Genomic DNA, 25,302 nt, shown 5'->3' on the forward strand with positions numbered 1-25,302 from the left:
TTAATATGCACCTTTTCCAACTAATACGACCCATACAGTTTTGATAAGAATCCAGATATCAAGCCATATAGACCAGTTTTGAATATAATATGTATCAAAAGAAATACGCTCTTCATAACCTGTGTCTGAGCGGCCCGAAACCTGCCACATTCCAGTTAATCCTGGAGAAACAGAAAGAACATAATCTTTATAGTCTCCATATTTTATAAGTTCAGGTTCAGTAACAGGGCGAGGACCAACAAGACTCATTTGTCCAACCAGAATATTGAATAACTGAGGAAGCTCGTCTAGACTTGTTTTTCTAAGGAATTTTCCAAACTTAGTTACACGTGGGTCATCAAGAAATTTACGATCTTTATCCCATTCAGCGCGTCTTACAGGATCAGTAGCTAAAATCTGCTCAAGAATTTCCTGTGAATTTACACACATAGAACGGAATTTCCAGCATTTAATTTCTTTACCGTTTTTACCAATACGTTTATGACCATAAAAAATAGGCCCTTTTGATGTAAGCTTTGTAAGAATGCCAAGAATAATCATAACTGGTAAAACAATTGGCATGGTAATCAAGATTGCAAGTACATCAATACAGCGTTTAATGAAAAGGTTTCTCTTAAAAGTAAGGTTATGAATCGAAGAAAAACCAATGATTCCACCAATGTCTTTGAGCTGCTGTGTATTTGTAAAGAATGCCTGATGCTTTGAAACAGTAGTAGTATATCTGTAAGAAGACATGATGTATGACATATCGCCTTGATAATCACAAATAATTGCCTGTTTAATATTATGGGCCTTAATTTGTTTGTGTAAATCTTCTGAAGGAGGATAAACAGGAATTCCCTGATAATCAGAAGACTCTTTAGCACTGGAATCAATAATAATTGCCGGATGATATCCTAGATACTTTAATTTAATGAGTTTTTCAATAATAAAATTACCGCTTGATTTATCTGTATAAATGATTACAGGTACTCCCCACCAGCGGAAATGTGCAAATGTATGTTTAGCAATTTCGCGGAATGCTGGGAGTGCAATAGTACAGATTGGAAGAGAAACCATAAATGCACAAGCAACAGCCTTTCCTGTACTATCCTTAAAAATAGTTTCAAGGAATAGATAGTCATCATTTACATTTCCGAGATATACAGTAAGAATTATTGCAAGAAAACTGAAAAAGGTACAACCGAAATAATGTTTAATATCTTCTGTTGGAGAATTCATTATTCCAGGGTAAAGTCCGTTTGCTGCAAAAAGAATCAGAACAAAAGGAATGTAAACTGAGTAATTTACAAAAGACTTAAAATTTATATCAGAAGAATCAAATATATTTACAATAAAAAAGCCTGCACCAATACATAATAAAAGTATAATGGCGTCAACAATAAAAAGAGAAAAGCCAGAGATAAAAGAGCTTGTATGTGGATGATTTTTCTTAAAATACGCAGATACTTCCATATATAGTTTTTATATTATAACATTTTATTTCTGTTTTGTACAATAAAGTTAATCTTTTTGATGAACTCATTTTCAGAAAATTGCTGTACATGTTCTGTAAATGCTTTTCTGTCGTTGAAATCAGACTGTCTTTTTTCAAAAGAGTCCATACATTTGATAAGTGAATCAGTAGTCTGCTCATCAAAGAACATACCTGTAACATTTTCCTTAATTGAATCCAAAGCACCGCCTTTTTTATAGGCAAGAACAGGACAGCCGGCAGCATTTGCTTCAACAGGAATAATACCAAAATCTTCAATTCCAGGGAAAAGAAGTGCCCTTGCCTTTGAAAGATAATCTGCAATTGCCTGGTCACTTACGCGTCCTGTAAAAGTTACAAGACCTGATTTTGTATATTCAGCAGCTTTTTTTGATTTTCCGTCACCAATAACAACAATTTTGCGTCCAGATTTAATGCAGGCTTCAATAGCAAGATCTGCACGTTTATAACCGACGAGCTGACCAAAGAAAAGATAGAAATCTTCGGGATTACGTGGATTATCAATATATTTTTGGATTGCACAAGGAGGGTAAACAACTTCTGCATTTCGTTTGTAATAACGGTTGATTCTGGAAGCTACATAATGAGAGTTTGCTACAAAGTAATCTACGAGATTACTGGAACTAATATCCCAAAGACGTAATCCTGGTATCATCTTTTTCATAAAGAATTTTACAAGAGGATTTGATTTCTTGAAATATTCATGATACATATCCCATAGATATCGCATTGGAGTATGACAGTAGCAGATATGGAATGCATCTGGAGCCGGGCAGACCCCTTTTGCAGGACCGGATTCGCTGGAAATAATAAGATCATAACCTGTAAGGTCGAGTTCCATTAAAGCTTTTGGCATAAAAGGCATATATTTCTGATACAGTTTTCTTGCCATAGGGTAGTTGTTGATTTTTGTAGTATATACTTTGTGGCTTCTGATTATATCTGAAACAGCATCAGGATTATAAACATTTGTATAAATATCAGCCTCCGGAAACATTTTACAAAGAGTTTCCAGAACTTTTTCGCCGCCACGCATTGTAACAAGCCAGTAATGAACTAATGCAACTTTCATTTTATGCTCCTGAAGGTATTTATGATTATATTTGCTGTATTTTTGAAAGAATATTTCTGAGGAATAGCAGAAGCGACCGGGGCCGGTTTATTAAAGGCTTCCTGGATTTTTTCTGCTAAATCTTTGCTGTCTGCTGTCATAAAGAATGTAACAGGAAATCCTTCATAGATTTCTTTGAATACAGGAATATCAGACATAACAACGTTTGTGCCCAGATATAAAGCTTCCATTGGAGGCATTCCAAAGCCTTCGTATAAAGAGGGCTGAACAAGAAGCTTTGCTTTCTGATAATAGGTCTGAAGTTCGCTGTCTGAAATGCGGCCGGTAAAATTAATATCTTTTTCTGATGAGTTTGAAAGCCGCTGTGCAATTTCCGAATCACCGGAACGGAAATTATCTGCATTACCAACTATTACAAGTTTACAGTCCAGACCATTCTTCTTACAGATTTCAAAAGCTTCAAGCAGATAAGAAAGCCCTTTATGTTTTTTGATGTTTCCTACGTAAATGATTGAGTTGTCTTTTGTAATTTTACCTGTAGAAGGTTTGTCGTTATTAGCTGTAAAATGCTCAGGAACAGAATTATATGTGACAATCAAAGGCTTTTTTCTCAAACGGAGTTTTTCTTTGATCCGGTCTGCAGAAAACTGAGATACAGTAAATATCGATTTAGATTTATTGATAGCCCTCTGATAAAAAAACTTACGAACAATTGTACCTAAAGATGATGAAAGTCCCGGAACATCAAGAAAAACTATATCATGAATAGTTGAAAAAACAGGTATTTTGATGCCGTTAGGAATATTGCAGTAAGGACTGTAAAAAAAATCACACAGGTTAATAATATTTCGCAAACTTTTAGGAAAAAAGAACATTTCTTTTAAGGAAAAAGTCTGAATTTCAGTTTCTATAATATGTGTATTAGCCGGTAATTTAGGAAGACTGTTTTTCTGATTGTTATAAATCAAAAGGGTACAATCGTAGGCTTCCGTAAAATAGGGAAGCAGAGATTCAAGATAAGTACCAATTCCTCCGCTGTTAAGCATGCGGCAGTCAATAAAAAGTTTCATTGATTAAAGTATAATTGTTTATCTGGTTCTTAACAATAGATTGCTTTAAGAAGAAAAAAGTGTTATTTTTCTATATATATGAAGAAAATAGTTTTTATATTTTTAGTTTCATTGCTAACTTTTTCGTTATTTGCAAAATCAGGTAATTCAACTCAAATAATAAAATCTGGTCACTGGGTATATGATGATCTTGAAGCTCTGTGCATGGAATCTAAAACAGAGTTATTCTTTGAAACACAGCCAATGTCTATTGGTGAAATGAAATTTTATTTCAAAAGAATCCCATATGAAAAGCTTTCAGACAGCGGAAAAGTTTTGTATGAAAAGGTAAAAGCTTTTCTTAATAAGAATGATGATTTTTTTCCAGAACTTGAATTAAGACTTTTTGGAAATATAAAAGTTAATCCAGAGTTTTATTATAAATCTAATAAAGATGTAAACTGGAGTTTTAATTATTATTTTCGAGACTTTTTCATAACAATCCCGCTTATAATTGGCTTTTCAGATTATGTAACGATTGAACCGGATTTTATGATTGGTAAAAATCAACCCTCAATTGCTAAATCAGATAATTTTACAAATATCGTATATGCAGGGGATCAGTTTGAATTTACATTCCCACGTTTTGCTTATGGTTCTGCTGGTCATGCCTTTGATAAATGGGGTATAGATTTTTCAATTGCAAAAGAAGGACTTCAGATTTATAACACACAGCTAGGAAGTATTCTTTATAACAGAACTTTTGAAACAGATATGTATTGTTCTCTCAGACTGTATACAGAATACTTAAAATATACGCTTCATGTAGCAGAAGTTGATAACACAAAATTTTTATATCTTCATCAGGTTGATTTAAGGCCATTTAAATGGCTAAAGGTTAATGTTCTTGAAGGTTCTCTATTAAATGCTCCGTTTGAACTTCGTTATTTGAATCCTTTTATTTTGATGCACCAGTTTGGTTCTTGGGAACAGTATGGACATTTACTTACAGAAAACGAACATAAATATTATGGTGAAGGACATTTTTGTGCATATTTTGGTTTAATGTTTGAAATTATTCCATTCAAAAACTTTAAGATATATGGTATGTATGCACAGAATGAGATTCTGGATATGGGAGGCTCAAGATCTGATAGATCTTTGTCTGTTCCAGACAGCATTGGTGGTCAACTTGGTTTTCAGTATGATATAAATCTTCCTGAAAAAGGTATAATAAAAACACATCTCGAAGGTGTTTATACATCTCCATATCTTTATATTAAACAGAGTCCTGACTGGTCCCTTTATAGATTGCGGGATAATATGCAGACATCTGGAGATACCAGTTCATGGATAGGCTCTCCATTTGGACCAGATTGTTTTGCTGTAACATTAAATGCTGAATATGACAGTCAGGAAAAATGGAAAGCAGGAATTGGATATATCTTCTCAATTCATGGTGAGAATACGGCTGAATCTTTATTTAGTCAAAAAACAAATGTTGGAACTGTAGAAGAGCCAGAGGAAATTTATTCCTATTACCCATACGTTCAATATAAGCTTGCTGATGATGATGAAAACCGTATTAAAGCCCGTGACAAAGGCCGCTATATGTGGATGACTGGTGAAAAGACTTACAAGCATCAGATTAAGTTAAGTGGTTCTTATTCTTTCTTGGATAATCTGAGTGTATACGGACAAACTGTTTATACAATTCAGATTTTTAATAATGAAATTAATCATGCAATAGAAATTGCATGTGGATTAGAATATCAATTATTCAAATAAAGAGGCATAAAATGAAAAAGATTATTGTATTATTTGCAGGTATTGTTCTTTTCGGTTTCAACGCTTTTGCTCAGACAAATGCAACAGTTTCTGTAACAGATGAGATTTATGAATTACTCGATGTTGCACAGAAAAAAGGTTTATGCTCTCCGCTGAACAGTTATAAGCCATATACAAAGTCTCAGATTTTGGATACCCTTCGTCAGATTTATGATAATTCAGATAAAATGTCTGAACAGGAAACTAAAATTATTGAGCATTATTTGGCACTTTATGAACCATCAGAAAAAGAAGGTAAGAATAATTTCTTCAATGCAAGCATAAGAAATTCAAGTGAAACATTTCCGCTTTCATTTAATTATAAAAGCGAGTTTGAATTAGTATATTCAGGCGGTCTATATACAGACTCCGACTATAATAGCTGGGGTATGGATAATATGTACAAAATCAATTTTGACGGAGATATAGGTAAGGGCCTTTCTTATAGATTAAAGGGTGTACTCGATTTTTCTAAAATGCCGTTAATGGAGATTGGTAGTTATTTTATTGGTTATCCATGGTATGAAGATGATATTGAAGAATTTTTTGACGGAGACTTAAAGGATAATGGTGATCAATATGATGTATCTGATAAAGCACGCTATATTCGACGTTACTTAAATAATGCATATCTGCCATATACATATAAAAAGCCATGGAGTGGTCAGTTCTATTTTGCTAAGAATATGAGTGCTTCTGGACTTGAAGGTTGGGCAACAAGTTTTGGTATGGGCTTTTCAATTGATGGAGAAATCCGTGGCTCATTACTGAATAATCATATAATTCTTGGAGCAGGACGTTTCGACAGAGAAATTGCAGCAATGGATGAAGGCAGTTCTCTTGTATTAAATAAGCAGGCATATCCATTTATGGCTGTAGATGCACAGTTTAAACTTTTCGAGTTCCTTAAGTTCTATTCATTAACAGGTGTCCTTGAGTATCCTAATCAGGATTATATAAACGAATCAGCAATGCGAAAATTTGAAACTAAATCAGTCAGCCTTGATGATTCTTACTATTTCCAGAATGCATTCTCTCTTAATATGATCGAACTTGATCTTAAAAGGTTACATATGGATTTTGGTAGTTCAGTCGTATGGCCAAAACGCTTTGAACTTGGCTACATGTTCCCTCTTGCAAATTATGTAGAGTATCAGAACCATATTGGAGACTGTGATAATCTTGCTTTATTTGGTGATATAAAATATACAGTTGCAGGTCTTGGTTCTGTATGGGCATCATTCTATCTTGATGAAATAAACGGTTTAAATAATAATCCATTTATATTTACAAGAGCAATGTTTGCTTACCAGGGAGGTATAAAATATATCCTTCCAAAATTACCATTTGCTTCTTTAAGCTTCCGTTATACAAAGATAGAACCATATTGTTATACACACCATTCAATCGATTATGCTCCATGGTATGATCATTATATCTGTGAAAATTATTCAAACAACGGTGAATCACTTGGTTATTATCTTCCACCAAACTCAGACGAGTTTTTGCTTCAGTTTAAAATTAAACCTACTGCAAACTCAAACGCTGGTGCTTCATATCAGTTGATTCGTCATGGTGCAGATTACGGTAGCCAGCAGGTTCCAGGAAGTAATATTTATTCTGAATTAAGTAAATGGAATCGTAATGATTTGAAGAAGTATTTCCTTCATGATGGAGCTTATAATTGGATTCATATAGTAAGTGCTGGTGGTAGAGCTACTTTAAACACAAAATATCCGCTTTCATTCTATGGTAATCTTGGACTTATGTTTAGCTACTTTACTGTAATTGATGATGAAAACTATGATCGTTCTGTATATGGAAATAATGGTAACTGTAAAGATGTAGATTTTAGTACACCGTTTGACATTGCAGATACTGATGAGTATCCGACAATGTTCGGTGCAGTCTTAACAATTGGTTTCAGTATTAATTATTAGTGCTTTCGAAAGAAGACATTTTATTAATCATATAGTCAGCTGTTAATTTACCAGCTTCACCAATATGCTGCCATGCTTCTGATTTATAATGAGCTCTGAGCTTAGCAAGTTCAGGGCTGTCAGAAGCATTTTTTATTACTTCTGCAATATTTTCAAAGTCTTTTTCCTGAATTGGTATACCAATCTTCTGTAATGTTGTTACAGCCCAAGGTTCATGACCAGTATCATAAATATCATATGGAAGCAAATCCATTTCAGAGTTTGCATACATAACAGGCTTGTCACAAAGGAAGGTATAGTCATATACAATTCCTGAGAAGTCTGAAAGCATAATATCAGCTTTTTTCAAAGAGTAGATATTATCACGCTCGTTATCCCATTCAATGTTTTCGTAATCCTTATAGCGTTCATGAAGACGATCAAGCATATCTTTTTCAGAAATACGAGATTGTGGGTGAGGGCGGATAATAATTCTCATTCCGCTCTTTGCAAGTGGATCAAGAAGTTTTTCACCATAGAGTCCAAGAAGTGCACTTTTTCCCCATGATGGTGAAACAAGAACAGTAAATTTATGATTTTCTTCAGATGGAATAGATTCCATTTTTTCTTTAAGAACATCCAGATAGGTACAACCTACAGTTACTAATTCTTTAGCTGGTAAGTTTCTCTGACTTTCAAGAAGTCTGATATCATCAGCCTGGTAATCTCCAGTCATCAGAACGGAATCAAAGTAATCAAGACCAAAAAGACGGTACATTGTAGAGTCTGTGCAGGAATGGAAAATATGACTGTAATGTTTAACATTTTTACTGCGCTTAAGCTGATATACCTGAATACCAGGAGTTGTCATAAGAACAATACCTGCAGAAAGCATATTCAGTTTTGCATAAGCTACATTACCTGTACCAATATATTCTGCTTTTATGAATTCATAATTCTTATCGAATACAGCATCATCTTTAGAACCGGTATAATATGTAATCTCAATTTTACGTTTTTCAAACTCTTCAATTACTGGCTGGAAAACTGTCCAATAGCGTTTGTCTTCACAATAAATTACATATTTCTTATATGCTTTATCTTCCTGTACGCCTTTCTTACCTGCAAAAATTACTTTTAATTTAAGTAACATAGCTTTTGATAAGAAAAAGAGTGTAGCTGCTGCTCCAATAAGTATTGAAAACAGCATACTTCCTGTACCAGGGTCTATATATAGTGGCAGAATCATCATTTTGATACAAAGTCCTTAATTAGTTCTAAAACTTTATCCATATCTGGCTGTGGTGCAACAGTAATTCTCATGGAAAGATGGCTTCCTTCTGTCCAGAGACGTGTAAGGAATCCGTTAGAAGAAAGATAATCTTTAAGAGCTTGTACATCAATTTCTTTATCTTTTTCTCCAAGATTTTCATTAAATCGGATAAAGATAAAGTTTGCAGCAGATTTATAAGCTTTAATTCCCTTAATTTTATTGATTTCAGAAATAAAGTCATCCTTAAGTTTTATGATTGTTTTGGTAAGATTTGAATAATATTCTGTGTCTCGAAGGGCAGCAATACAAACCTTGCGTCCAATGTTAGAAACACGGAAAGGATTCAAGTCAAGCTTGAAAACCTGCTTAGCCATTGGAGTACACAAACCGTAACCCATACGAATACCTGCAAGACCATAAAGTTTAGAGAAGGTTCTGCAGAATACAACGTTGTTATATGAACTTAAAAGATATTTAGCATCATAAGTTACTGTAGAAAGTCCAAGATATGCTTCATCAACAATAATCAGTGAAGATGGATTTTCTTTAATAATCTTCTCAAGATCATTTCTAGAAATTACAGCTCCAGTTGGATTGTGAGGTGTTGTAATAACAATGATTCTTGGTTTTGTTTTCTTAGCTTCTGAAAGAAGATTCTTAATATCAAATTCGTAAGAATCTTTACCAGGAACAACATCATAATAAGCAGCCTTAGCATGGCGTAATTCACAAACTGATTTATAGTAATTCCATGCAGGATTTGAAATAAGTACTGTATCATCCTTATTCAAAACAATTGTCATGATTGTTTTTATAACATCAGAACTTCCTGAATGGATAAAAATAGAATCAGTAGGAATCTCTGTTACTTTTGAAACTTCAATTGCAAGTTCATCTTCACGGGTAAGATCGTATAAATACAAATCTTCCATTTTTGCATTATGAAGAACTTCAAGACACTTTGGACTAGGTCCAAAAAGGTTCTCGTTTACATGCATACGGCCTGTAAGTTGTTCTGTAGCAACAACAGAATACTGTTTAGTATCAGAATAATTTGAAAGATATGAAATACGCTGTGTTGAGTTAATCAGTTCATCTTCTTGAAAAAACTGATCGATAAATTCCTTGAAGTTAGGGTAGAACTGAAGAATATCATCAGTTGTATCAAATTCTTTACATTCAGAATCATCATAGCGTTTAATCTTCATTAAAAGTTCAGTAATATGCTTAATCTGGAAATCATCCCAAAGCATATACTTCATATCTGGATCGTAATATTCCTTTACCATGAGGTCTACAAATTTAGCACTGAAAGATTTTGAGAAGAATGCTTCGCCGATTGTATACCAGGCTTTTTCTCCACCTTTCTTTACTTCAGTCATATATCCACGATCATCAAGACCTTTTACACAATATTCATTACAGAACTCATCTGAATAAAGACATCCGTAATAAGAATCATAAACATAGTCACGATAAACGTTATGAGCAAACCAGTTATCTGAACAGCAGATATAACTTGCTTTGATATAATCCTTAGCAGCATAAAGGGAAGACATGTTGTTCTTTTCTTCCCATTCTGTGTTATCAATTACAATAAGCTCAGGATATTTTTTTGCCATCTCGTAGTATCGTTCTTTAAGATATCCAACTACAAGTACAATCTCTTTAATTCCAGCATCATGAAGCTGTTTAATCTGGCGTTCTACCATTGTATCGCCTTTAATTTCAAACAAACCTTTTGGAAGGTAGTTAGAAAGCGGCATACAACGGCGACTTCGGCCTGCAGCCATAATAATAGCATTGTCAACTTTATATGGAGCCAGAGCTTCTATACCGTCATTAGTAACTTTATTGTTTTTTACCCATCCGGCTTTTGTACAGCTTAAGATAGTATCTTTATTGAATCCTGTTGTATCTTCTTTACGGCGTACTGCCATGATGTAATCAAATTCTTGTTCTGTCATAAAAACTCCTTTTATAAAACAAACAATTACAATGAATTTTTGTTAAAATATTTTAATATCAATAACTAATTAATTCAATAAATCTGTCGCTTGTGTCCAATTTTCATCAACAAAAATATTATCTTTTACTTTATACCAAGATTCTGGTTTAACAGTAAAGGTATAAGAACTTTTGCTGTGATGTGGCATAAAAATGTTATCAATAGTGATTAGAACTCCATCTTTCTTTGCATCTGAGTTAATCTGTTTTCCAGTAAAAGGATTTATTGGATTATCAATAACACCTTCACATGCTATGGTTGGTGTATCTGCATTTGTCATAAAAGACATATCAGTTTTTATAGGACCTGTTGAATTAAAATCTTTTACAAGTAGTAATGGATTAAGATGATCTTTTCTATACTTACCGTCTACTCGTGGATTATTATAATTTTCATCTGAGGTATTTCCATATCCAATTCCGTGATCAGCAACTATAATAATTTTTGTGTTATCATAGGCATCATTTTCTTTTAGATAGTCTGCAAAATCTGCAATCTTAAATAAACATGCTGTATTAATATCATATGATGAATGAAAATGAATTGAGTGATCAATTTTTTTTGTAATATCCAGATAAGAAATATCTTCATTTGAATGAGTTGCTTCATTAGTAATTACAATTAAATTACCAGTATTTGAATTGAAATCAGTTATTTCTGGTAAGAAATATTCAGCACTGTACCAGTCAAGGAAAGAATCCATATCAACGGCACCTTCTGCTCCCCACCAGGAACCTTTATAATATACAACTGGTCGTAAAACTGCTGCCGATTCACGGAATAAACTTACCCAGAAGAGATTTCTGTTTGCACTTTGAATAAGCGAAAGTTGATTTGTCGTTTTTAATCGTTTTTTTAGTTCTCCAGTATATCGTCCATTTAGAGTATATGCTGAAATTTTAGGGTAATTCTCCATAAAACTTAAATCAGCTACATAACTATAATTACCCCATGACAAGTCAGAAACTGTAGCAGTATAGTTTTTTTGTTCTGTAAAAATCAATGGTAAAAGAAGAAGTGATTCATTATGTTTATTCTTTAATAATTCAGTATCTCGTTTATTCATTTCAAAAGGAGTATATTCATAACCACCATAAACTCCAGGGCTTCCCATGAAAGTATGTCCATTAAATGAAATTGTATTAGGATAGAAAGTAAAGCCACTGAGTTTTTCATTTAGTTCTGGAAAATCTTTTAATATATATGGGAAGAAAGAACTTTCTGCTCGATCCTGCATTATAATAATTACATTTTTTTCAGTTTTTGAGAGGTGGAATTTAGTTGCAAAATCAGATTCTTTTGTATTTGAATTTGCAATTCGTGCTGCTTCGAAGGCTTTATATTCTTTTTTTATTTTTGATATATTGATAATTCCAAAAAGCGAAAATGAAGCAAAAGTAATAAGTATTAAACTTGTAAAAATAGAATTCTTTTTACGAGAAAGAATAAAAGGAATAAGGGTAATAATAAGAATATTTACAAAAAGATTTAATATGATAAAAAACTTTGATTGAGCTTCAATTCCACCTATGAATTTTAAAGTAATATCCATTGAACCATAATTACCGGAGAATGCAAATGCATTAATTGAAAAGCCTACAAGCATAATTGAAAAAATGGTAGCAATTATAGTCTGGATTTTTTTATTAAATAGAAAATAAATACAAAGAGGCCATATAACAAAAAGTCCCATGCTCTGCCAGAAAGGGGCATGTAGGAAATTTGTTGGAGAAGTATAATTTTCGATATTTGAAAATTCCTGAACAGAAGAAGATATCAGGTTAGTTGGTAATACAAGACCAGTTAATACACAAAGTCCAAGTGCAGAAAATAAAAACAATCGGAAACGTTTAGTTTTTTCTTCTACAAGATTTGAAAGAGGTTTATTTAAAAGCCAGTTTATACCCTTTAAATAAACTGGAATACCAATTAAAAGCAGCATAGGTAGCGCTGCTGCCATGCGTTTTTTAGGTGAAGCTCCGCCATCATATATAAATAAAACAAAAATGACTACAAATAAACAGCCTGCAACCATCAAATAATAAAGAACTTTAATTGGATTTTTTAGTTTATAAAAAATATTCTTTATAAGACTGAAAATGTTATTCATTGTCCAGTAAAGAACCAGACCTGCTGGACTTGAATATAAGAGTATAAGGAAAATTAAAGCCATTCCATAAATCTGGAATTTTTCTTTAATAGGAAATCCTTTTGTATAAATTGCTCCGGCAATAATATTTATAATTGTCATTGCAATAGGAAGAATATTAACAGGGAATGAACCTATCTTAAAGATAGCATCTTGTTGTCCCATGTCACGGATAAAAAGAAATGACTGACCTTGTAAAGCTGGCATTTTGGAAAGACAAGAATATGCAGCCATAAAAAATGGAATTTGAATTAAAAGACCAAAACTGGAACGAAGTGCCATCATAGGGTGATAATGATTCTGCTTATAATAAGTTGAAAGAATCATGTATTGTTCATCACCTTTAAATGCTTTTTTGATTCGTTCAATTCCTGGTTTTAGTTTTGTCTGTGTATCACGTTCTATTTGCTGCCATTTTTCTGCAACAATATAAAGTGGAAGACAGAGCAGTGTAACTGTAAGACTAACTCCGAGAATAGCAATGCCAGTATTGTCAAAAAGTTTATCAAAAGTTTTATAAGAAATTTCGATTAATTGAACAATCGGGTAAAGAATAACAGTATATAAAATATTTGCAAGATTCATTATCTAAAACTCCTGAAGATTATTCTGTAAAATATTATACAGTTTTTGTGCAGCTTTGTCATAAGTATAATTATTTAACACTTCTGCAACCTTATAGTTATAATCTGATGGAAGATTTGTAAGCAGATTTTCCAGATTACAATTTGAATCATAAGGGTTTATATAAACAGCACTGTTTTTATAAATTTCTGGAAGACTTGCTGCGTTAGCAATTATAATTTTTGCACCTACAGAAAGTGCTTCCAGAGGAGGAATTCCAAAACCTTCATAATAGCTTGGAAAAATGAATGCTTTACAGTTTTTCATAAGCCATTTGACTTGAGAATCTGTAACATATCCTAAGAGTTTTACGTTTGGAAGATTCTTTAAAACTGCAATATCTCCACTAACAAAGCCAGAAACAGCCTTTCCGCTTATTGCAAATTTTTCTTCCGGATGATCGACTGCGTACTTTGCTATCCAACCAAGATTTTTACGTTTCTGAAGAGAACCAAGAGTAAAATAAAAAGTTCCGGGAGTTAAAAAGCCATCCGAATCTGCAAGAGATTCATATTTTACATCTCGAAAATGTTCCCAGCCATTCGGGATTACTTCTATATTTAGTTTTATTGTTTTATATATCTTTTGAATTTGTTCTTTTGAAAAATCTGAAACTGTAAGAACTTTTTTGGCATTATGAACAATGTTTCTGTAATTAAAACAACTGTATAAACGCACAAGTTTTTCTTTTATAGAACAAAAATCTTGTGGATATTGCTTTGCATATATATCGTGTATAAAACTGATTCCACAATTGCGCCCAAGTGGGGCAGTGTTACTAAAATTAATTCCAGTTGCCTGAAATCGTTTACACCAGCATGCAAATTGGAATAAATCCCAAAGTGGAAAACTTTTAAGTTGTTTATCAGATTTTATTATTTTTATATTTTGAAATTGAGGAACTGTTTTTGCGTTTGATGGAATAATAATTCCTATATAATCATTTGAAGTTAATAGTTTATCTAATCGTTTACATATTTCAAAAGCAAAGCGTTCAATTCCTGTTAGATTCCTACATAAGAAATTAGAATTAATAAGATATTTCATAAATAATTTTAGTCTCTACTATATAAATCTCTTGTATAAACTTTGTCTTTTACATCATTAAGTTCATCTGTAAGTCGATTAGCAAGAATTATATCGCATTTGTTTTTAAAAGAATTTAAATCTTTAATAATTTCTGAATTAAAGAAATTATCTCCTTTATAAGTTGGTTCATAAACAACGACATTTATTCCTTTTGCTTTGATTCGTTTCATAACACCCTGGATTGAACTCTGACGGAAGTTGTCACTGTTTGCTTTCATTGTAAGACGGTATACACCAACTGTTTCAGGTTTTTTTGCAATAATCTGGTCAGCAATAAAATCTTTGCGGGTAACGTTAGATTCAACAATAGCACGGATAAGATTCTGAGGTACATTATTATAATTAGCAAGCAACTGTTTTGTATCCTTTGGAAGACAATAACCGCCATATCCAAAACTTGGGTTATTATAGAAGTCTCCAATTCTTGGATCCAGACATATACCTTGAATTATCTGTTTTGTATTCAAACCGCGAACTACAGCATAAGTATCCAGTTCATTAAAATAGGCAACTCGTAAAGCAAGATAAGTATTTGCAAAAAGCTTTATCGCTTCAGCTTCAGTACAATGAGGGTGAAGAACAGGAATTTCATCAGCAGGTTTTAAAGCTCCCTGTTTAAGAAGTTCAGCAAATTGAATTGCTTTGTCTTTTAATTTTTCATCATCCTTTGGATAACTTGTCACAATTCTGCTTGGATAAAGATTGTCATAAAGTGCATGACCTTCTCGTAAGAATTCAGGACTAAAAATCATATTTAAGTAACCAGTATCTTCACGTAATTTTTCTGTATATCCAACAGGAACTGTTGATTTGATTACAACTGTAGCGGTTGAGCCGCATTCTTTTATTATATCCATTACAGTATCAATGCTTGATGTGTCAAAATAATTTTTATCTGGATTATAGTTTGTTGGAGTTGAAATAATAATAAAATCAGCATCTTTATAAGCGGAAGCACCATCTGTTGTAGCATTCAAATTCAGATCTTTTGTTTCTAAGTATTCTTCAATTTCTTTATCAATAATTGGTGATTTTTTATTATTAATTAGATTTACTTTTTCCTGAATTATATCTACTGCGGTTACTTCATTATTTTGAGCTAAAAGTATAGCATTAGATAGTCCAACATATCCTGTTCCTGCGACTGCGATTTTCATTTTAAACCTCGATTATTTTTTGAGTTTTTTTCCTAAAGTACGTAGAAAAGAAGCTTGTACTTCCATAAAAGTAAAAAGCCCTGGTAATTTTTCTTTGATATCTGCAAGTGTAAAAGTTAAAGGCGACTGCATAATACTTACAATTCTTTTATCATTTATTAAATGTACATTGTTAAATTGAAACTTTGGTTCCAAAATCATTTTCTGAATATCTTCTGGAATAGCTCCAGATTCTTTAATACGATTCTGTAAGTTTTTATCAGCAAGTTTATAATATGGAATATAATTTTTACCACTAAATTCACTGGAATAATAATGAATAATTTTTGCATCCTTTAGATATGCTAAACCTCCGTGACTCGGTTGACAATTCCATATACCGTTTAGATGCCCCATTTTCAGACCAGTACGATAATTAGCTTCATTTAATGCACTTTGGTCATGAAAATCATGCTTTTTATATGCAGAATATTTCCATACTTCATTCCATGTTTTAAACAATTGTTTTGTCTGTTCACCTTCTTTAGCAAGAATAATTCCACCATTTATATTGCACTCAGATTGCTGTGTTCCCTTAAAGCCAAGTTTTTTATCTCGTTTTAAAAAATAATTTTTATGAATATGATCTTCTAACATACAGTGTCCATCAAGAACCCCGGCCGTTTCAAAAGATTCATTTTTAATTGAAGATAAATCATCACAAATTATAGTATCGCAATCAATGTATAAAAAAGAACCTTCAACATAATCAGGAATAGAAGTTTTAATCAAACGACTACGTTCTATATTGGTAACTGAATTATCAAAGTCAATTGTTTTGATTAAACTTGCAACTGATTTAAGTTCTGTACGTTTATATTCAAGAGTAAAAGAAGATGCTGTTTTGTCATCAACAAGAACAATTATATCGGCATTTGGCATTTTTTGTCTAAGTGACCATACCGACATAAGACATTGCTCATAATACAAATCTTTAGGTGTTGAAGTCAGTACATAAACAAATTTCATATTTATCTATTGTAATAAGTTTTATACCATTTTGCAAATGCAGAAAGTCCCTGTTCAAGTGTTGTAGATGGTTTAAAATCAAAGTCTTTTTCAAGTTCTGAAACATCTGCATAAGTCTGATAAACATCTCCAGGTTGCATTGGAAGAAGTTCTTTCTTGCCAGGTTCAGAAATAATTCCTTCTTTTATCAGACAATTTTCCAAAATTTCAACAAAATTCATAAGGCTGGAAGGTTTATTATTTCCGATATTATAAACTTTATAAGGGGCACCATCCTCTGTTTCTTTAGGTATTTTTTGAATTACATTAATGATTCCTTTTACAATATCGTCAACAAAAGTAAAATCACGGTACATATCGCCCATATTATAAATCTGAATAGGTTCTCCTTTTACAAGCTTATTAGTAAACTTAAAATATGCCATATCTGGTCGACCCATAGGACCATAAACTGTAAAAAATCGTAAACCTGTACTTGGAATTTTATATAGTTTAGAGTAGGCATGTGCAAATAATTCATTTGACTTCTTTGTAGCAGCATAAAGGGAAACTGGATTATCTACTTTGTCATCTGTTGAATATGGAACTTTTTTATTAGAACCATAAACACTGGATGAAGATGCATATATAAGATGCTTTACAGGATTTTCTGTCTGCATTGTAGAACGACATGCTTCAAGTATATTATAAAAACCAATAATGTTTGAATGAATATAACTTTCTGGATTAGTAATTGAATAACGCACTCCTGCTTGTGCTGCAAGATTTACAACAATAGTTGGCTTATAGTTAGAAAAAACATTATTAAGAAAGTTTTGATCAGCAATATCTCCTTTAAGAAATGTAACCTTTCCTTTAGTATTTTTAAGCATATTAAGTCGTTCTTCTTTTAAGGAAATATCATAATAGTCTGTTATAGAGTCAATTCCAATAATTGATATAGAAGAAAATTGTTCCATAAGAGCTTTAGTAAGGAAACTTCCGATGAATCCTGCAGCGCCGGTGATTAAAATTGTTTGGTTGGAAAGTGTAATATTCATTTTTCATCCTTAATATCTTTTAGATTAAAGATATATATTATAATTAATATTTTATAAGTATTGTTTTGTAAACTCAATAGATGAATATAATCCTTTTTATATATAAAAAAAATATATTTTATAATAATACTATAATTAATTTTGTATTTATTATAAAAGAGTTTATAATTATTTATAATGAACACGAATAATTACAAAGAAAGAGATTCAAATATTGAATTATTACGATGTTTACTGATGTTTATGATTATGTGCTGTCATATTAAGGCACATGGACTTAGATTTATTAATGAAACTATAACTCCAATGGAAGCGTTTATGTCTTCATTTAATTGGAGTGGAAGTGTAGCAAATTACTGTTTCATGCTTATTTCAGGTTTCTATCTTTCATCAAGAAAATTTTCATGGAGAAAAGAAGGTAAAATATATGTTCAATTATGGTTTTATAGCAGTATTTTTGGATTATATTTATATTTGAAACAATGTAATATTTATCCACAAGGACTGATAATAGATTCAAATTCAGTACCGAAAATTATGGATAAAAAACATCTAATAGCTTCTTTTTTGCCATTCCTAACAAATCAAAATTGGTATGCTTCTGCATATTTAATATTTTATCCTTTATCAATATATGCTAATAAACTATTACAAAATCTAGAAAGAAAAGAACATTTTAATTTGTGTATTATACTTATTATAATTAGTGCTGGACTATCAAGTATACCATTACAAAAAGCATTTGATCCTGATTATTTAATTTATTTTTTCACCTTTTATTTTATTGCAAATTATATAAAAAAATATAATCCTTCTTGTTTTAATAATTTTAGGAAAAATTTAATAATATCAATATGTCTTATTTCTTTTTTCGTTTTGTGGGCTAATGGGATTTATTATGTTTCAAAATGTATAGAATTCGTTAGTAATAATTATAATTTTTTCGTATCCTTAATTATAAATGACTTGTTAAAGGTCATAACTGCAATTTATATTTTTTGTACATTTAGGGAATTAAAACTAAAACAAAATAAAATAATAAACTTAATAGGTGGGTGTACATTTGGAATATATTTAATTCATAATAATAGAACTTTCAAACATTATATGTGGTTTGAACTATTTAATACTCAATCATATATTGAAAGTGTATATTTGCCTTTATATTGTTTAAGCTGTGTCGTAATTCTTTTTGTTATTGGAACATTAATAGAATTAGTAAGACAAAAATTTTTTGTATTATTAAAAGTAATTATCAATAAATTATTTCTAGAGAAAAACATAAATAAATTTAACAATAGTTAAAAAGATTTTAACTATTTATAGATTTTATAATTATGATGCGGAATTCTTTCACTTTCAGGAGGTAAATTCATATAACCTTTATGAGTCAGAGTCAGCACAGAATCGTAATTATTTGGAATATATACTTTATGTCCTTCAAAATCAACTTCCGGTGGATTTATAAATAGATTTTTTTCAATGGGATCACAATCGTATAGAACTCCCACATAATTATCTTTTTCATTATGAAATCTGGAATTATATTTAATTAGTTTTGAATCAAAATCATAGTTCTTACCCCATAAAATCTTTAGGATAATGTAAAGAAGACATCGGACAAAAAATTTAAGGTTCCTTTTACCATTGTCAGGATTTAAATAAATCATATATTTTTTATCCCAATTTCTGATTTTCTTTCCAAATTTTTTTCCATGTTCAAAGGTATTACCACAATAATCTAAGATATAAATATCTACAAATGCGCCCAAATCAAATTTTTTTTCATAAGAATAACTTGATTCAAATATATAACTTGTATCAACAAAACGTGGAATTGATGGGGAGTAATTTTTTGTATTACTTCTTGTACATATTTTAAAAGGTTTTAGCTCCTCCTGGTGTGATTCCATGTATGTTTTTAGAATTTCATAATCTTTTCTAAGCATCATTACATCGATATCATCATCCCAAGGAATAAAACCTTTATGTCGTATAGCACCAATAAGTGTTCCAAATGCCATGTAATAATGTATATTCAGTTTTCGGCAAATCTCATCAAGTTTAAGAAAAGTTGAAAAGCATGCCTGTTGTATTTCCTGTAAATTTAATTCTTTCATATTAAAAATCCAAAATTAAGATTATATATTCAAAAATATGTATTTATGTTACAATAAACTAATTTTACAATAATTTTTGAGGAAAGTAAAATGCATTATGTTAATCCAATAATTAAGAACTTTTTGAGAACAAATCAACCGGAAGATAGAGGAAATTATATTCGCCTTGATCAGAATGAAAATCCTGATGGACTTCCAAAATGGCTTTTTGACGAGGCTATGAAAAAAATCACTCCTTCATATCTTTCGTTATACCCAGAAGAAATCAAATTTACTACAAAGTACGCAAAACTTCTTGGTCTGGAATATGATAATGTTACTTTAACAGACGGTTCTGTTGTTGCAATGGGATATGTAATTAAGGTTTTTGGTGAGCCCGGAAAAACTCTTTTATGTGTAACTCCAACCTTTGGTATGTATAAAGTATATGCGGACATGGCTCAGATGAATACAGAAATGGTACATTATGAATCTGATTATTCTTTTGATATTAATAAACTGATTGATAAAATTGATTCAAATACAGGTATTGTTTCTCTTGTTAATCCAAGTATGCCAATTGGAAATGTTTACTCAGATGATGAAATACGCCGTGTTGTTGAAAAAGCTAAATCTGTAAATGCTCTTGTAATAATTGATGAAGCATATCATTACTTTTATGATAAACATTCTCTTAATCTTATAAAAGAATTTGATAATGTTGTAATTCTCCGTACATTCTCTAAAATGCTTTCAATGCCAGGCTTACGTATGGGTGCTGTTATTTCCACAAAAGAAAATGTTCAGTATGTGAAGAATTATAAGCCGCACTATACAGTAAACAATGTTGCTCTTGCTTTTGGTGAAACAATTGTAGATAACTTTGATAAGGTAATTACAGAGCTTAAAAATACATTTAATGGTGGTAAAGACTATCTTATCAAAGCATTGGAAGATAACGGCTATTCATATATTCCAACTTATGGCTGTTTTATCTGTATAACTCCAAAATATAAAACTGCAGAAGAAATTACAGAAGAATTAAAGAAACAGAATATTTTAATTTTCTGTGGAAAAGGAGATAGTGCAGGTTTCTTAAGAGTTACAATCTGGGATGTAAAATATATGAAAATGTTCATGGATGCACTTTTGAAAATAGATGTAAAATAAGGATTTCATATGAAAAATATTGCAATCATTCTGGCTGGTGGTATTGGTTCAAGAATGGGCGGGCCAATGCCTAAACAATTTTTATCATTAAATGATAAACCTGTAATTGTTCATACAATCGAAAATTTCCAGAAAAACAAACAGGTTGACGAAATCATTATAGTTTGTGTAAAGGATTGGATTGATCATCTAAAAGAAATACTTGAAGAATACAAAATTTCAAAAGTTACTGATATTATTGAAGGCGGTGAAAGTGGACACGATTCAACCCGTAACGGTATTTTCAGTCTGAAAAATAAACTTTCAGAAGACGATTTTATTATAATTCATGATGCAGCTCGTCCAATACTTCCGCAGGCTGCCATTGATGATATGTTACGAATTGCACATGAAAAAGGAAATGCATCTCTTGCAATACCTTGTTATGAAACTGTAATTTATACAGATGATGGAAAAATGGGAAACAGTCAGCTTGATAGAAGCAAAATAATGCGTATTCAAACTCCACAGGCATATAAATATGGACCTATCCTTCGGCTTTATGAAAAAGCAGAAGCAGAAAATAAACATGATTTTATTTATGCAGATTTAGTTCTGATTTATTATGGTGAAACTGTTTATTTTTCTAGAGGTTTTACTAATAACATAAAAATAACCCGAAAAGAGGATATTCCGCTTTGTAAGGCACTTATGACATTTACAGAAGAGGAGTTGTTTTCATGAAAATTGCAATAGGTTCAGATCATGCAGGATTCAGTTATAAACAGAAGTTAATCGAATTTCTTACTTCAAAAGGTTATGATGTTATAAATGTTGGAACTGATTCTGAAGAACAGGTTGATTATCCAGTTTATGCAGATAAAGTATGTAAACTTATAGAAGAAAAATCTGTTGATACAGGCATACTCATTTGTGGAACTGGAATAGGTATGAGTATGGCTGCAAATAAACATAAATCTATACGTGCTGCTGTTTGTACAGATTTAAAATCAGCTGAATTTACAAGATTACATAATGATGCAAATGTTTTATGTATGGGAGAAAGAATAATCCCTTATGAACTTGCGCAGGAAATAACTGAAAAATATTTAACTACAGAATTCTTAGGCGGAAAGCATAAGACTAGAATAGATATGTTCAGTAAATAAACTTTAGCTAAAGGTAGTTTATATGAAAATTTATGCTATTATGCTCGTTAAAAATGAAGCTGATATAGTTGGTAAAGTAATTACAGAAGCCGAAAAATGGGCAGATAAAATTTTTATTCTTGATAATGGTTCTACTGATGGAACCTGGGAAATTATACAATCCTTAAAAAATGACATTGTTACTCCATGGAAACAGTATTTTGGAGATTATCATGACGGCTTAAGAGCTGATGTATATAATGAATTTAAATCAATTTCTAAACCAGGTGACTGGTGGTGTTTTAAGCTTGATGCTGATGAAATATATGCCGAAGATCCAAGAGAATTTTTACAGAAAATTCCAAAAAACTGTCATTTAGTAGCTAAGCAATCCCTGGATTATGTAATAACTAATGAAGATGTTGAAGAATATGAATTTACCGGAAATTTTGAGCATGACAGCCAATATTTAAAATATTTCAAAAATCCATGTTATTCAGAACCACGTTTTTTCAGATATAGAAAAGGACTGAAATGGATAAAAACTCCATATGCTCATTGGCCACAAAAGATTGGTGTTCTGGCTGATGAGAATATTTTATGTAAACACTATCAATGCCGTTCTCCTCAACAGATGCAGGCTCGTATTGATTTAAGGAACAATACCTGGGTTAAGAAAACCGGAATTGTATGGAAAACTAAAAAAGAAACAGACTGGCATGAACTTTTGAAACCTAGATGTGAACTTTATTATGATGATGGAGATATGGAAAAAATCAGAAAGCTTGAAATTGACAGAGGTGATTTTAAGCAAGGTACACTTAAAAAAATGATTAAACGTGTTTTAATAGCTCTCCATTTATATCAATAAAATTACTGTGTGTTAAAGGAAAATAATATGAAAAGAATGACAACCGATGAAATGAAAGCCACAATGCTTCCAATGATGAAATGCATACATGAATACTGTGAAACTAATAATATTCGATATTCATTATCAGGTGGTTCTCTAATTGGAGTCGTTCGTCATAAAGGTTATATTCCTTGGGATGATGATATTGATATTATGCTTCCACGTCCAGATTATGACAAATTTGTACAGAGCTTTAATTCAACACAAAACAGATATAGACTGATTAGCTGCGAAACAGATAAAGATTACTTTCAGCCATATGCAAAAGTTGTTGATACACAAACTAAACTTGTTGAACATTATGATAAAAAGATGAAATCATTGGGAGTATACATTGATGTTTTTCCTATTGATGGTTTACCTGATGATGACGAAAAAAGAATTGCTTACTGGCATAAACTATTTAAATTACGTAATCTGATGTCCTGTACGTATGAGAAAAGTTTAAATAGTGAAAAAGGAATAAAAAAATTATTAAGAAAGATTATTTTTTATTTATCACATATATTCCCTGCAAATTTTGCTGCAAAGCGTTTAAACTCTTATGTAAGAAAACAATATGATTTTGACAAATCAAAATATGTAGGATGTATTGTTTTTGGATACGGAATGAAAGAAGAGGTTCCACATTCTTTTTATGAAAAATTAACTGATATGGATTTTGAAAATCTGAAATTGAAAGCTTCTGAAGAAAACTATATTTATTTATCAAATATATATGGAGATTATATGAAGCTTCCGCCAGAAGACCAGCGCAAAACACGTCATCATGCAGAAGCTTATTTCTTATAATGTTTTTTCAGCATTGAAAGAATCATTAATGCAGAGGAATGTCTTAATAAACATTCAATAATTGCATAAACAATACTTCCAGTTATAACGCTTATAAGAATTTTTATTGTAATATTTGTAATTGTAGAAACAATTAAATAAAGTACCAGAAGCATTAATGCAGACCCAATAAGAGCTTTAAGTAAATCATAGAAATTCTTTTTGTTATTTATATATTTCCAGCCTGCAAAAAGTTTTACTATTGGTAAGGTAAGATCAACTAAAAGAGTTGCGATTCCTGCTCCGAATACTCCCCATTTTATTCCATATTTTAAACCATATGTAATTAAAATCCAGTTTAAGCCGCCATTTATAACAAGGGCTATAAGCTGTGCGTAAAGCATAAATCTTTCAAGCCTGTTTGGGGTAAGAATTAAATTATTTAAATAACTATTAAAACTGCAGAATATAATACTGATTGCAAGGAGCTTCATTGTTGGAACAGAATCCAGATAATTATCACCACAAAAAATAATTGTTAAAGGCTCTGCTAAAAAGAGCAGACCAACAGCGGCCGGAATACTCAGGAAAAAAGTAATACTCAAGACTTTTGTTAATAAAGATTCATATTCATCAGATTCTCTATGGTTAATTAAATATGAACTTCTTGGCATAAAAGTTGAAATAATAGAAGTGATAAGCTGCCGAACCATTTTACTTAGTTTTGTAGCCGCAATATAAAGACCAACACTAAGATCTCCAGATAAAAAACCTAACATAATGGTATCCAATACTCCATTAACTTTTCCTGCAGCATCTACAGAAAAGAAAGTAAGGATAGGTTTTATGTGTCTTGTAAGTTGTATTGGAGTTTTTTCCCGTAAATTAATGTATTTTCGAGAGTGTATAAAATTAAAAATATTGGCACCCACATTACTAAATACACCAATACCGGCATATATTAAATAGTCCTCTTTGGATTTTACTAAAGTGAATAATAGAATAAGACTTATTATTTGAAAAGCAATATGTCGGATAGTTATATATCCATAATCTTCTTGAGCTGTATATAACCAGCCAATTCCTATTGTTGAGAATAAAATTTTTGTTGAGCAGATTATAAGAAGTAACCTGTAATCTGAAAGACGGTTTATAAATAGAAGGCTGATGATTAATAATAAATATGCAATTGTAGTAGTTATGAAATTGAAGAATAATATTTCACGGGTTAATTTAGAAAGCTCATACTTATTATCTCTTATTCTTGCAGCTTCCCGGGCTGCATATGTTCCGATTCCGAGATCAGCAATTAATAAGAAATATTCAATAATGGAATTTGCAAAATTTACAGAACCAATTCCTTCTGGAAGTAAAATTCTACTTGCATATGGAAAGGAGATGATTGGAAAAATTATATTCATTACGCTTTTTATTGAACTAAAAAGCGCATTTTTTTTAAGTGATTTTTGTCTTATGTCTGACATACTTAAACTATATTATAATGATTTATAA

General features: G+C 31.3%; 20 protein-coding genes. 8 read left to right on the forward strand and 12 right to left on the reverse strand.

Features of this window, described 5'->3' with window-relative positions; genetic code table 11:
• The 3 genes from wbaP to AABJ44_RS07030 are packed head-to-tail and all read right to left on the reverse strand — an operon-like array spanning nt 1 to nt 3,637.
• On the reverse strand, nt 1-1,455 hold the full coding sequence (gene wbaP / locus AABJ44_RS07020) for an undecaprenyl-phosphate galactose phosphotransferase WbaP (protein WP_338371167.1): 1,455 nt from the start codon (nt 1,453-1,455) through the stop codon (nt 1-3).
• 14 nt (nt 1,456-1,469) lie between these two features.
• A complete protein-coding gene (locus AABJ44_RS07025) occupies nt 1,470-2,567 on the reverse strand; it encodes a glycosyltransferase (protein ID WP_338371169.1) in 1,098 nt (365 codons plus the stop codon).
• The gene (locus AABJ44_RS07030; protein WP_338371171.1) at nt 2,564-3,637 is read right to left on the reverse strand and encodes a glycosyltransferase family 4 protein; all 1,074 of its coding nucleotides are present in this window, start codon (nt 3,635-3,637) and stop codon (nt 2,564-2,566) included. The genes AABJ44_RS07025 and AABJ44_RS07030 overlap by 4 nt, the downstream gene beginning before the upstream one ends.
• 78 nt (nt 3,638-3,715) lie before the next feature.
• Between AABJ44_RS07030 and AABJ44_RS07035 the strand changes: the two genes are divergently transcribed.
• Both AABJ44_RS07035 and AABJ44_RS07040 read left to right on the forward strand, forming a co-directional pair.
• The gene (locus AABJ44_RS07035) at nt 3,716-5,404 is read left to right on the forward strand and encodes a hypothetical protein (protein WP_338371173.1); all 1,689 of its coding nucleotides are present in this window, start codon (nt 3,716-3,718) and stop codon (nt 5,402-5,404) included.
• Between the two features lie 11 nt (nt 5,405-5,415).
• Nucleotides 5,416-7,383, forward strand: a complete 1,968-nt coding sequence (locus tag AABJ44_RS07040) for a hypothetical protein (RefSeq protein ID WP_338371175.1) — start codon at nt 5,416-5,418, stop codon at nt 7,381-7,383.
• Here the strand turns inward: AABJ44_RS07040 and AABJ44_RS07045 are convergent.
• The 7 genes from AABJ44_RS07045 to AABJ44_RS07075 form a co-directional block, all read right to left on the reverse strand.
• The gene (locus AABJ44_RS07045; protein ID WP_338371292.1) at nt 7,373-8,611 is read right to left on the reverse strand and encodes a CDP-glycerol glycerophosphotransferase family protein; all 1,239 of its coding nucleotides are present in this window, start codon (nt 8,609-8,611) and stop codon (nt 7,373-7,375) included. The two genes, AABJ44_RS07040 and AABJ44_RS07045, sit on opposite strands and share 11 nt — an antisense overlap.
• Nucleotides 8,611-10,602 carry an aminotransferase class I/II-fold pyridoxal phosphate-dependent enzyme gene (locus AABJ44_RS07050; RefSeq protein WP_338371178.1) on the reverse strand — a complete coding sequence of 664 codons (1,992 nt, stop codon included), beginning with the start codon at nt 10,600-10,602 and terminating at the stop codon, nt 8,611-8,613. The genes AABJ44_RS07045 and AABJ44_RS07050 overlap by 1 nt, the downstream gene beginning before the upstream one ends.
• 69 nt (nt 10,603-10,671) lie before the next feature.
• A complete protein-coding gene (locus tag AABJ44_RS07055; protein ID WP_338371179.1) occupies nt 10,672-13,377 on the reverse strand; it encodes a YidC/Oxa1 family membrane protein insertase in 2,706 nt (901 codons plus the stop codon).
• A 3-nt stretch (nt 13,378-13,380) separates the two neighbouring features.
• Entirely contained in the window at nt 13,381-14,463 is a 1,083-nt protein-coding gene (locus tag AABJ44_RS07060) for a glycosyltransferase family 4 protein (protein ID WP_338371181.1), read from the reverse strand.
• An 8-nt stretch (nt 14,464-14,471) separates the two neighbouring features.
• The gene (locus tag AABJ44_RS07065) at nt 14,472-15,662 is read right to left on the reverse strand and encodes a nucleotide sugar dehydrogenase (protein WP_338371182.1); all 1,191 of its coding nucleotides are present in this window, start codon (nt 15,660-15,662) and stop codon (nt 14,472-14,474) included.
• 12 nt (nt 15,663-15,674) lie between these two features.
• Nucleotides 15,675-16,670, reverse strand: a complete 996-nt coding sequence (locus AABJ44_RS07070; protein ID WP_338371183.1) for a glycosyltransferase — start codon at nt 16,668-16,670, stop codon at nt 15,675-15,677.
• 2 nt (nt 16,671-16,672) lie between these two features.
• Nucleotides 16,673-17,710 carry a GDP-mannose 4,6-dehydratase gene (locus AABJ44_RS07075; RefSeq protein WP_338371185.1) on the reverse strand — a complete coding sequence of 346 codons (1,038 nt, stop codon included), beginning with the start codon at nt 17,708-17,710 and terminating at the stop codon, nt 16,673-16,675.
• Between the two features lie 177 nt (nt 17,711-17,887).
• On the opposite strand from AABJ44_RS07075, the gene AABJ44_RS07080 reads away from it, so the two are divergent.
• Nucleotides 17,888-19,015 (forward strand): acyltransferase family protein, encoded by a 1,128-nt coding sequence (locus AABJ44_RS07080; protein ID WP_338371186.1) that lies wholly within the window; start codon nt 17,888-17,890, stop codon nt 19,013-19,015.
• An 11-nt stretch (nt 19,016-19,026) separates the two neighbouring features.
• Here the strand turns inward: AABJ44_RS07080 and AABJ44_RS07085 are convergent, their stop codons facing one another.
• Nucleotides 19,027-19,830, reverse strand: a complete 804-nt coding sequence (locus AABJ44_RS07085) for a LicD family protein (protein ID WP_338371188.1) — start codon at nt 19,828-19,830, stop codon at nt 19,027-19,029.
• Between the two features lie 90 nt (nt 19,831-19,920).
• Between AABJ44_RS07085 and AABJ44_RS07090 the strand changes: the two genes are divergently transcribed.
• From AABJ44_RS07090 to AABJ44_RS07110, 5 genes are read left to right on the forward strand one after another with little or no spacing between them, the layout of a single operon-like run.
• Nucleotides 19,921-20,979 (forward strand): pyridoxal phosphate-dependent aminotransferase, encoded by a 1,059-nt coding sequence (locus AABJ44_RS07090; RefSeq protein WP_338371190.1) that lies wholly within the window; start codon nt 19,921-19,923, stop codon nt 20,977-20,979.
• Nucleotides 20,980-20,988: 9 nt separating this feature from the next.
• Nucleotides 20,989-21,702, forward strand: a complete 714-nt coding sequence (locus AABJ44_RS07095; protein ID WP_338371191.1) for an IspD/TarI family cytidylyltransferase — start codon at nt 20,989-20,991, stop codon at nt 21,700-21,702.
• The gene (gene rpiB / locus AABJ44_RS07100) at nt 21,699-22,127 is read left to right on the forward strand and encodes a ribose 5-phosphate isomerase B (RefSeq protein ID WP_338371192.1); all 429 of its coding nucleotides are present in this window, start codon (nt 21,699-21,701) and stop codon (nt 22,125-22,127) included. The genes AABJ44_RS07095 and rpiB overlap by 4 nt, the downstream gene beginning before the upstream one ends.
• Before the next feature lie 22 nt (nt 22,128-22,149).
• Nucleotides 22,150-22,977: a glycosyltransferase family 2 protein gene (locus AABJ44_RS07105; protein ID WP_338371194.1), complete on the forward strand. Its 828-nt coding sequence runs from the start codon at nt 22,150-22,152 to the stop codon at nt 22,975-22,977.
• 27 nt (nt 22,978-23,004) lie between these two features.
• Nucleotides 23,005-23,811, forward strand: a complete 807-nt coding sequence (locus AABJ44_RS07110; RefSeq protein ID WP_338371195.1) for a LicD family protein — start codon at nt 23,005-23,007, stop codon at nt 23,809-23,811.
• Here the strand turns inward: AABJ44_RS07110 and AABJ44_RS07115 are convergent.
• Complete coding sequence (locus tag AABJ44_RS07115; RefSeq protein WP_338371197.1) at nt 23,799-25,274, reverse strand: oligosaccharide flippase family protein; 1,476 nt, start codon at nt 25,272-25,274, stop codon at nt 23,799-23,801. The two genes, AABJ44_RS07110 and AABJ44_RS07115, sit on opposite strands and share 13 nt — an antisense overlap.
• Between the last annotated feature and the right edge of the window lie 28 nt (nt 25,275-25,302).

It is taken from the genome of Treponema bryantii, from assembly GCF_036492245.1.
GTDB lineage: Bacteria > Spirochaetota > Spirochaetia > Treponematales > Treponemataceae > Treponema_D > Treponema_D bryantii_C.

Coding starts and splice junctions, on each gene's coding strand:
- AABJ44_RS07030 (WP_338371171.1), bottom strand. CDS start 3,637: ATGAAACTTTTTATTGACTGCCGCATGCTTAACAGCGGAGGAATTGGT.
- AABJ44_RS07055 (WP_338371179.1), bottom strand. CDS start 13,377: ATGAATCTTGCAAATATTTTATATACTGTTATTCTTTACCCGATTGTT.
- AABJ44_RS07080 (WP_338371186.1), top strand. CDS start 17,888: ATGAACACGAATAATTACAAAGAAAGAGATTCAAATATTGAATTATTA.
- AABJ44_RS07040 (WP_338371175.1), top strand. CDS start 5,416: ATGAAAAAGATTATTGTATTATTTGCAGGTATTGTTCTTTTCGGTTTC.
- wbaP (WP_338371167.1), bottom strand. CDS start 1,455: ATGGAAGTATCTGCGTATTTTAAGAAAAATCATCCACATACAAGCTCT.
- AABJ44_RS07075 (WP_338371185.1), bottom strand. CDS start 17,710: ATGAATATTACACTTTCCAACCAAACAATTTTAATCACCGGCGCTGCA.
- AABJ44_RS07060 (WP_338371181.1), bottom strand. CDS start 14,463: ATGAAATATCTTATTAATTCTAATTTCTTATGTAGGAATCTAACAGGA.
- rpiB (WP_338371192.1), top strand. CDS start 21,699: ATGAAAATTGCAATAGGTTCAGATCATGCAGGATTCAGTTATAAACAG.
- AABJ44_RS07025 (WP_338371169.1), bottom strand. CDS start 2,567: ATGAAAGTTGCATTAGTTCATTACTGGCTTGTTACAATGCGTGGCGGC.
- AABJ44_RS07095 (WP_338371191.1), top strand. CDS start 20,989: ATGAAAAATATTGCAATCATTCTGGCTGGTGGTATTGGTTCAAGAATG.
- AABJ44_RS07065 (WP_338371182.1), bottom strand. CDS start 15,662: ATGAAAATCGCAGTCGCAGGAACAGGATATGTTGGACTATCTAATGCT.
- AABJ44_RS07085 (WP_338371188.1), bottom strand. CDS start 19,830: ATGAAAGAATTAAATTTACAGGAAATACAACAGGCATGCTTTTCAACT.
- AABJ44_RS07115 (WP_338371197.1), bottom strand. CDS start 25,274: ATGTCAGACATAAGACAAAAATCACTTAAAAAAAATGCGCTTTTTAGT.
- AABJ44_RS07090 (WP_338371190.1), top strand. CDS start 19,921: ATGCATTATGTTAATCCAATAATTAAGAACTTTTTGAGAACAAATCAA.
- AABJ44_RS07035 (WP_338371173.1), top strand. CDS start 3,716: ATGAAGAAAATAGTTTTTATATTTTTAGTTTCATTGCTAACTTTTTCG.
- AABJ44_RS07105 (WP_338371194.1), top strand. CDS start 22,150: ATGAAAATTTATGCTATTATGCTCGTTAAAAATGAAGCTGATATAGTT.
- AABJ44_RS07070 (WP_338371183.1), bottom strand. CDS start 16,670: ATGAAATTTGTTTATGTACTGACTTCAACACCTAAAGATTTGTATTAT.
- AABJ44_RS07050 (WP_338371178.1), bottom strand. CDS start 10,602: ATGACAGAACAAGAATTTGATTACATCATGGCAGTACGCCGTAAAGAA.
- AABJ44_RS07045 (WP_338371292.1), bottom strand. CDS start 8,611: ATGATTCTGCCACTATATATAGACCCTGGTACAGGAAGTATGCTGTTT.
- AABJ44_RS07110 (WP_338371195.1), top strand. CDS start 23,005: ATGAAAAGAATGACAACCGATGAAATGAAAGCCACAATGCTTCCAATG.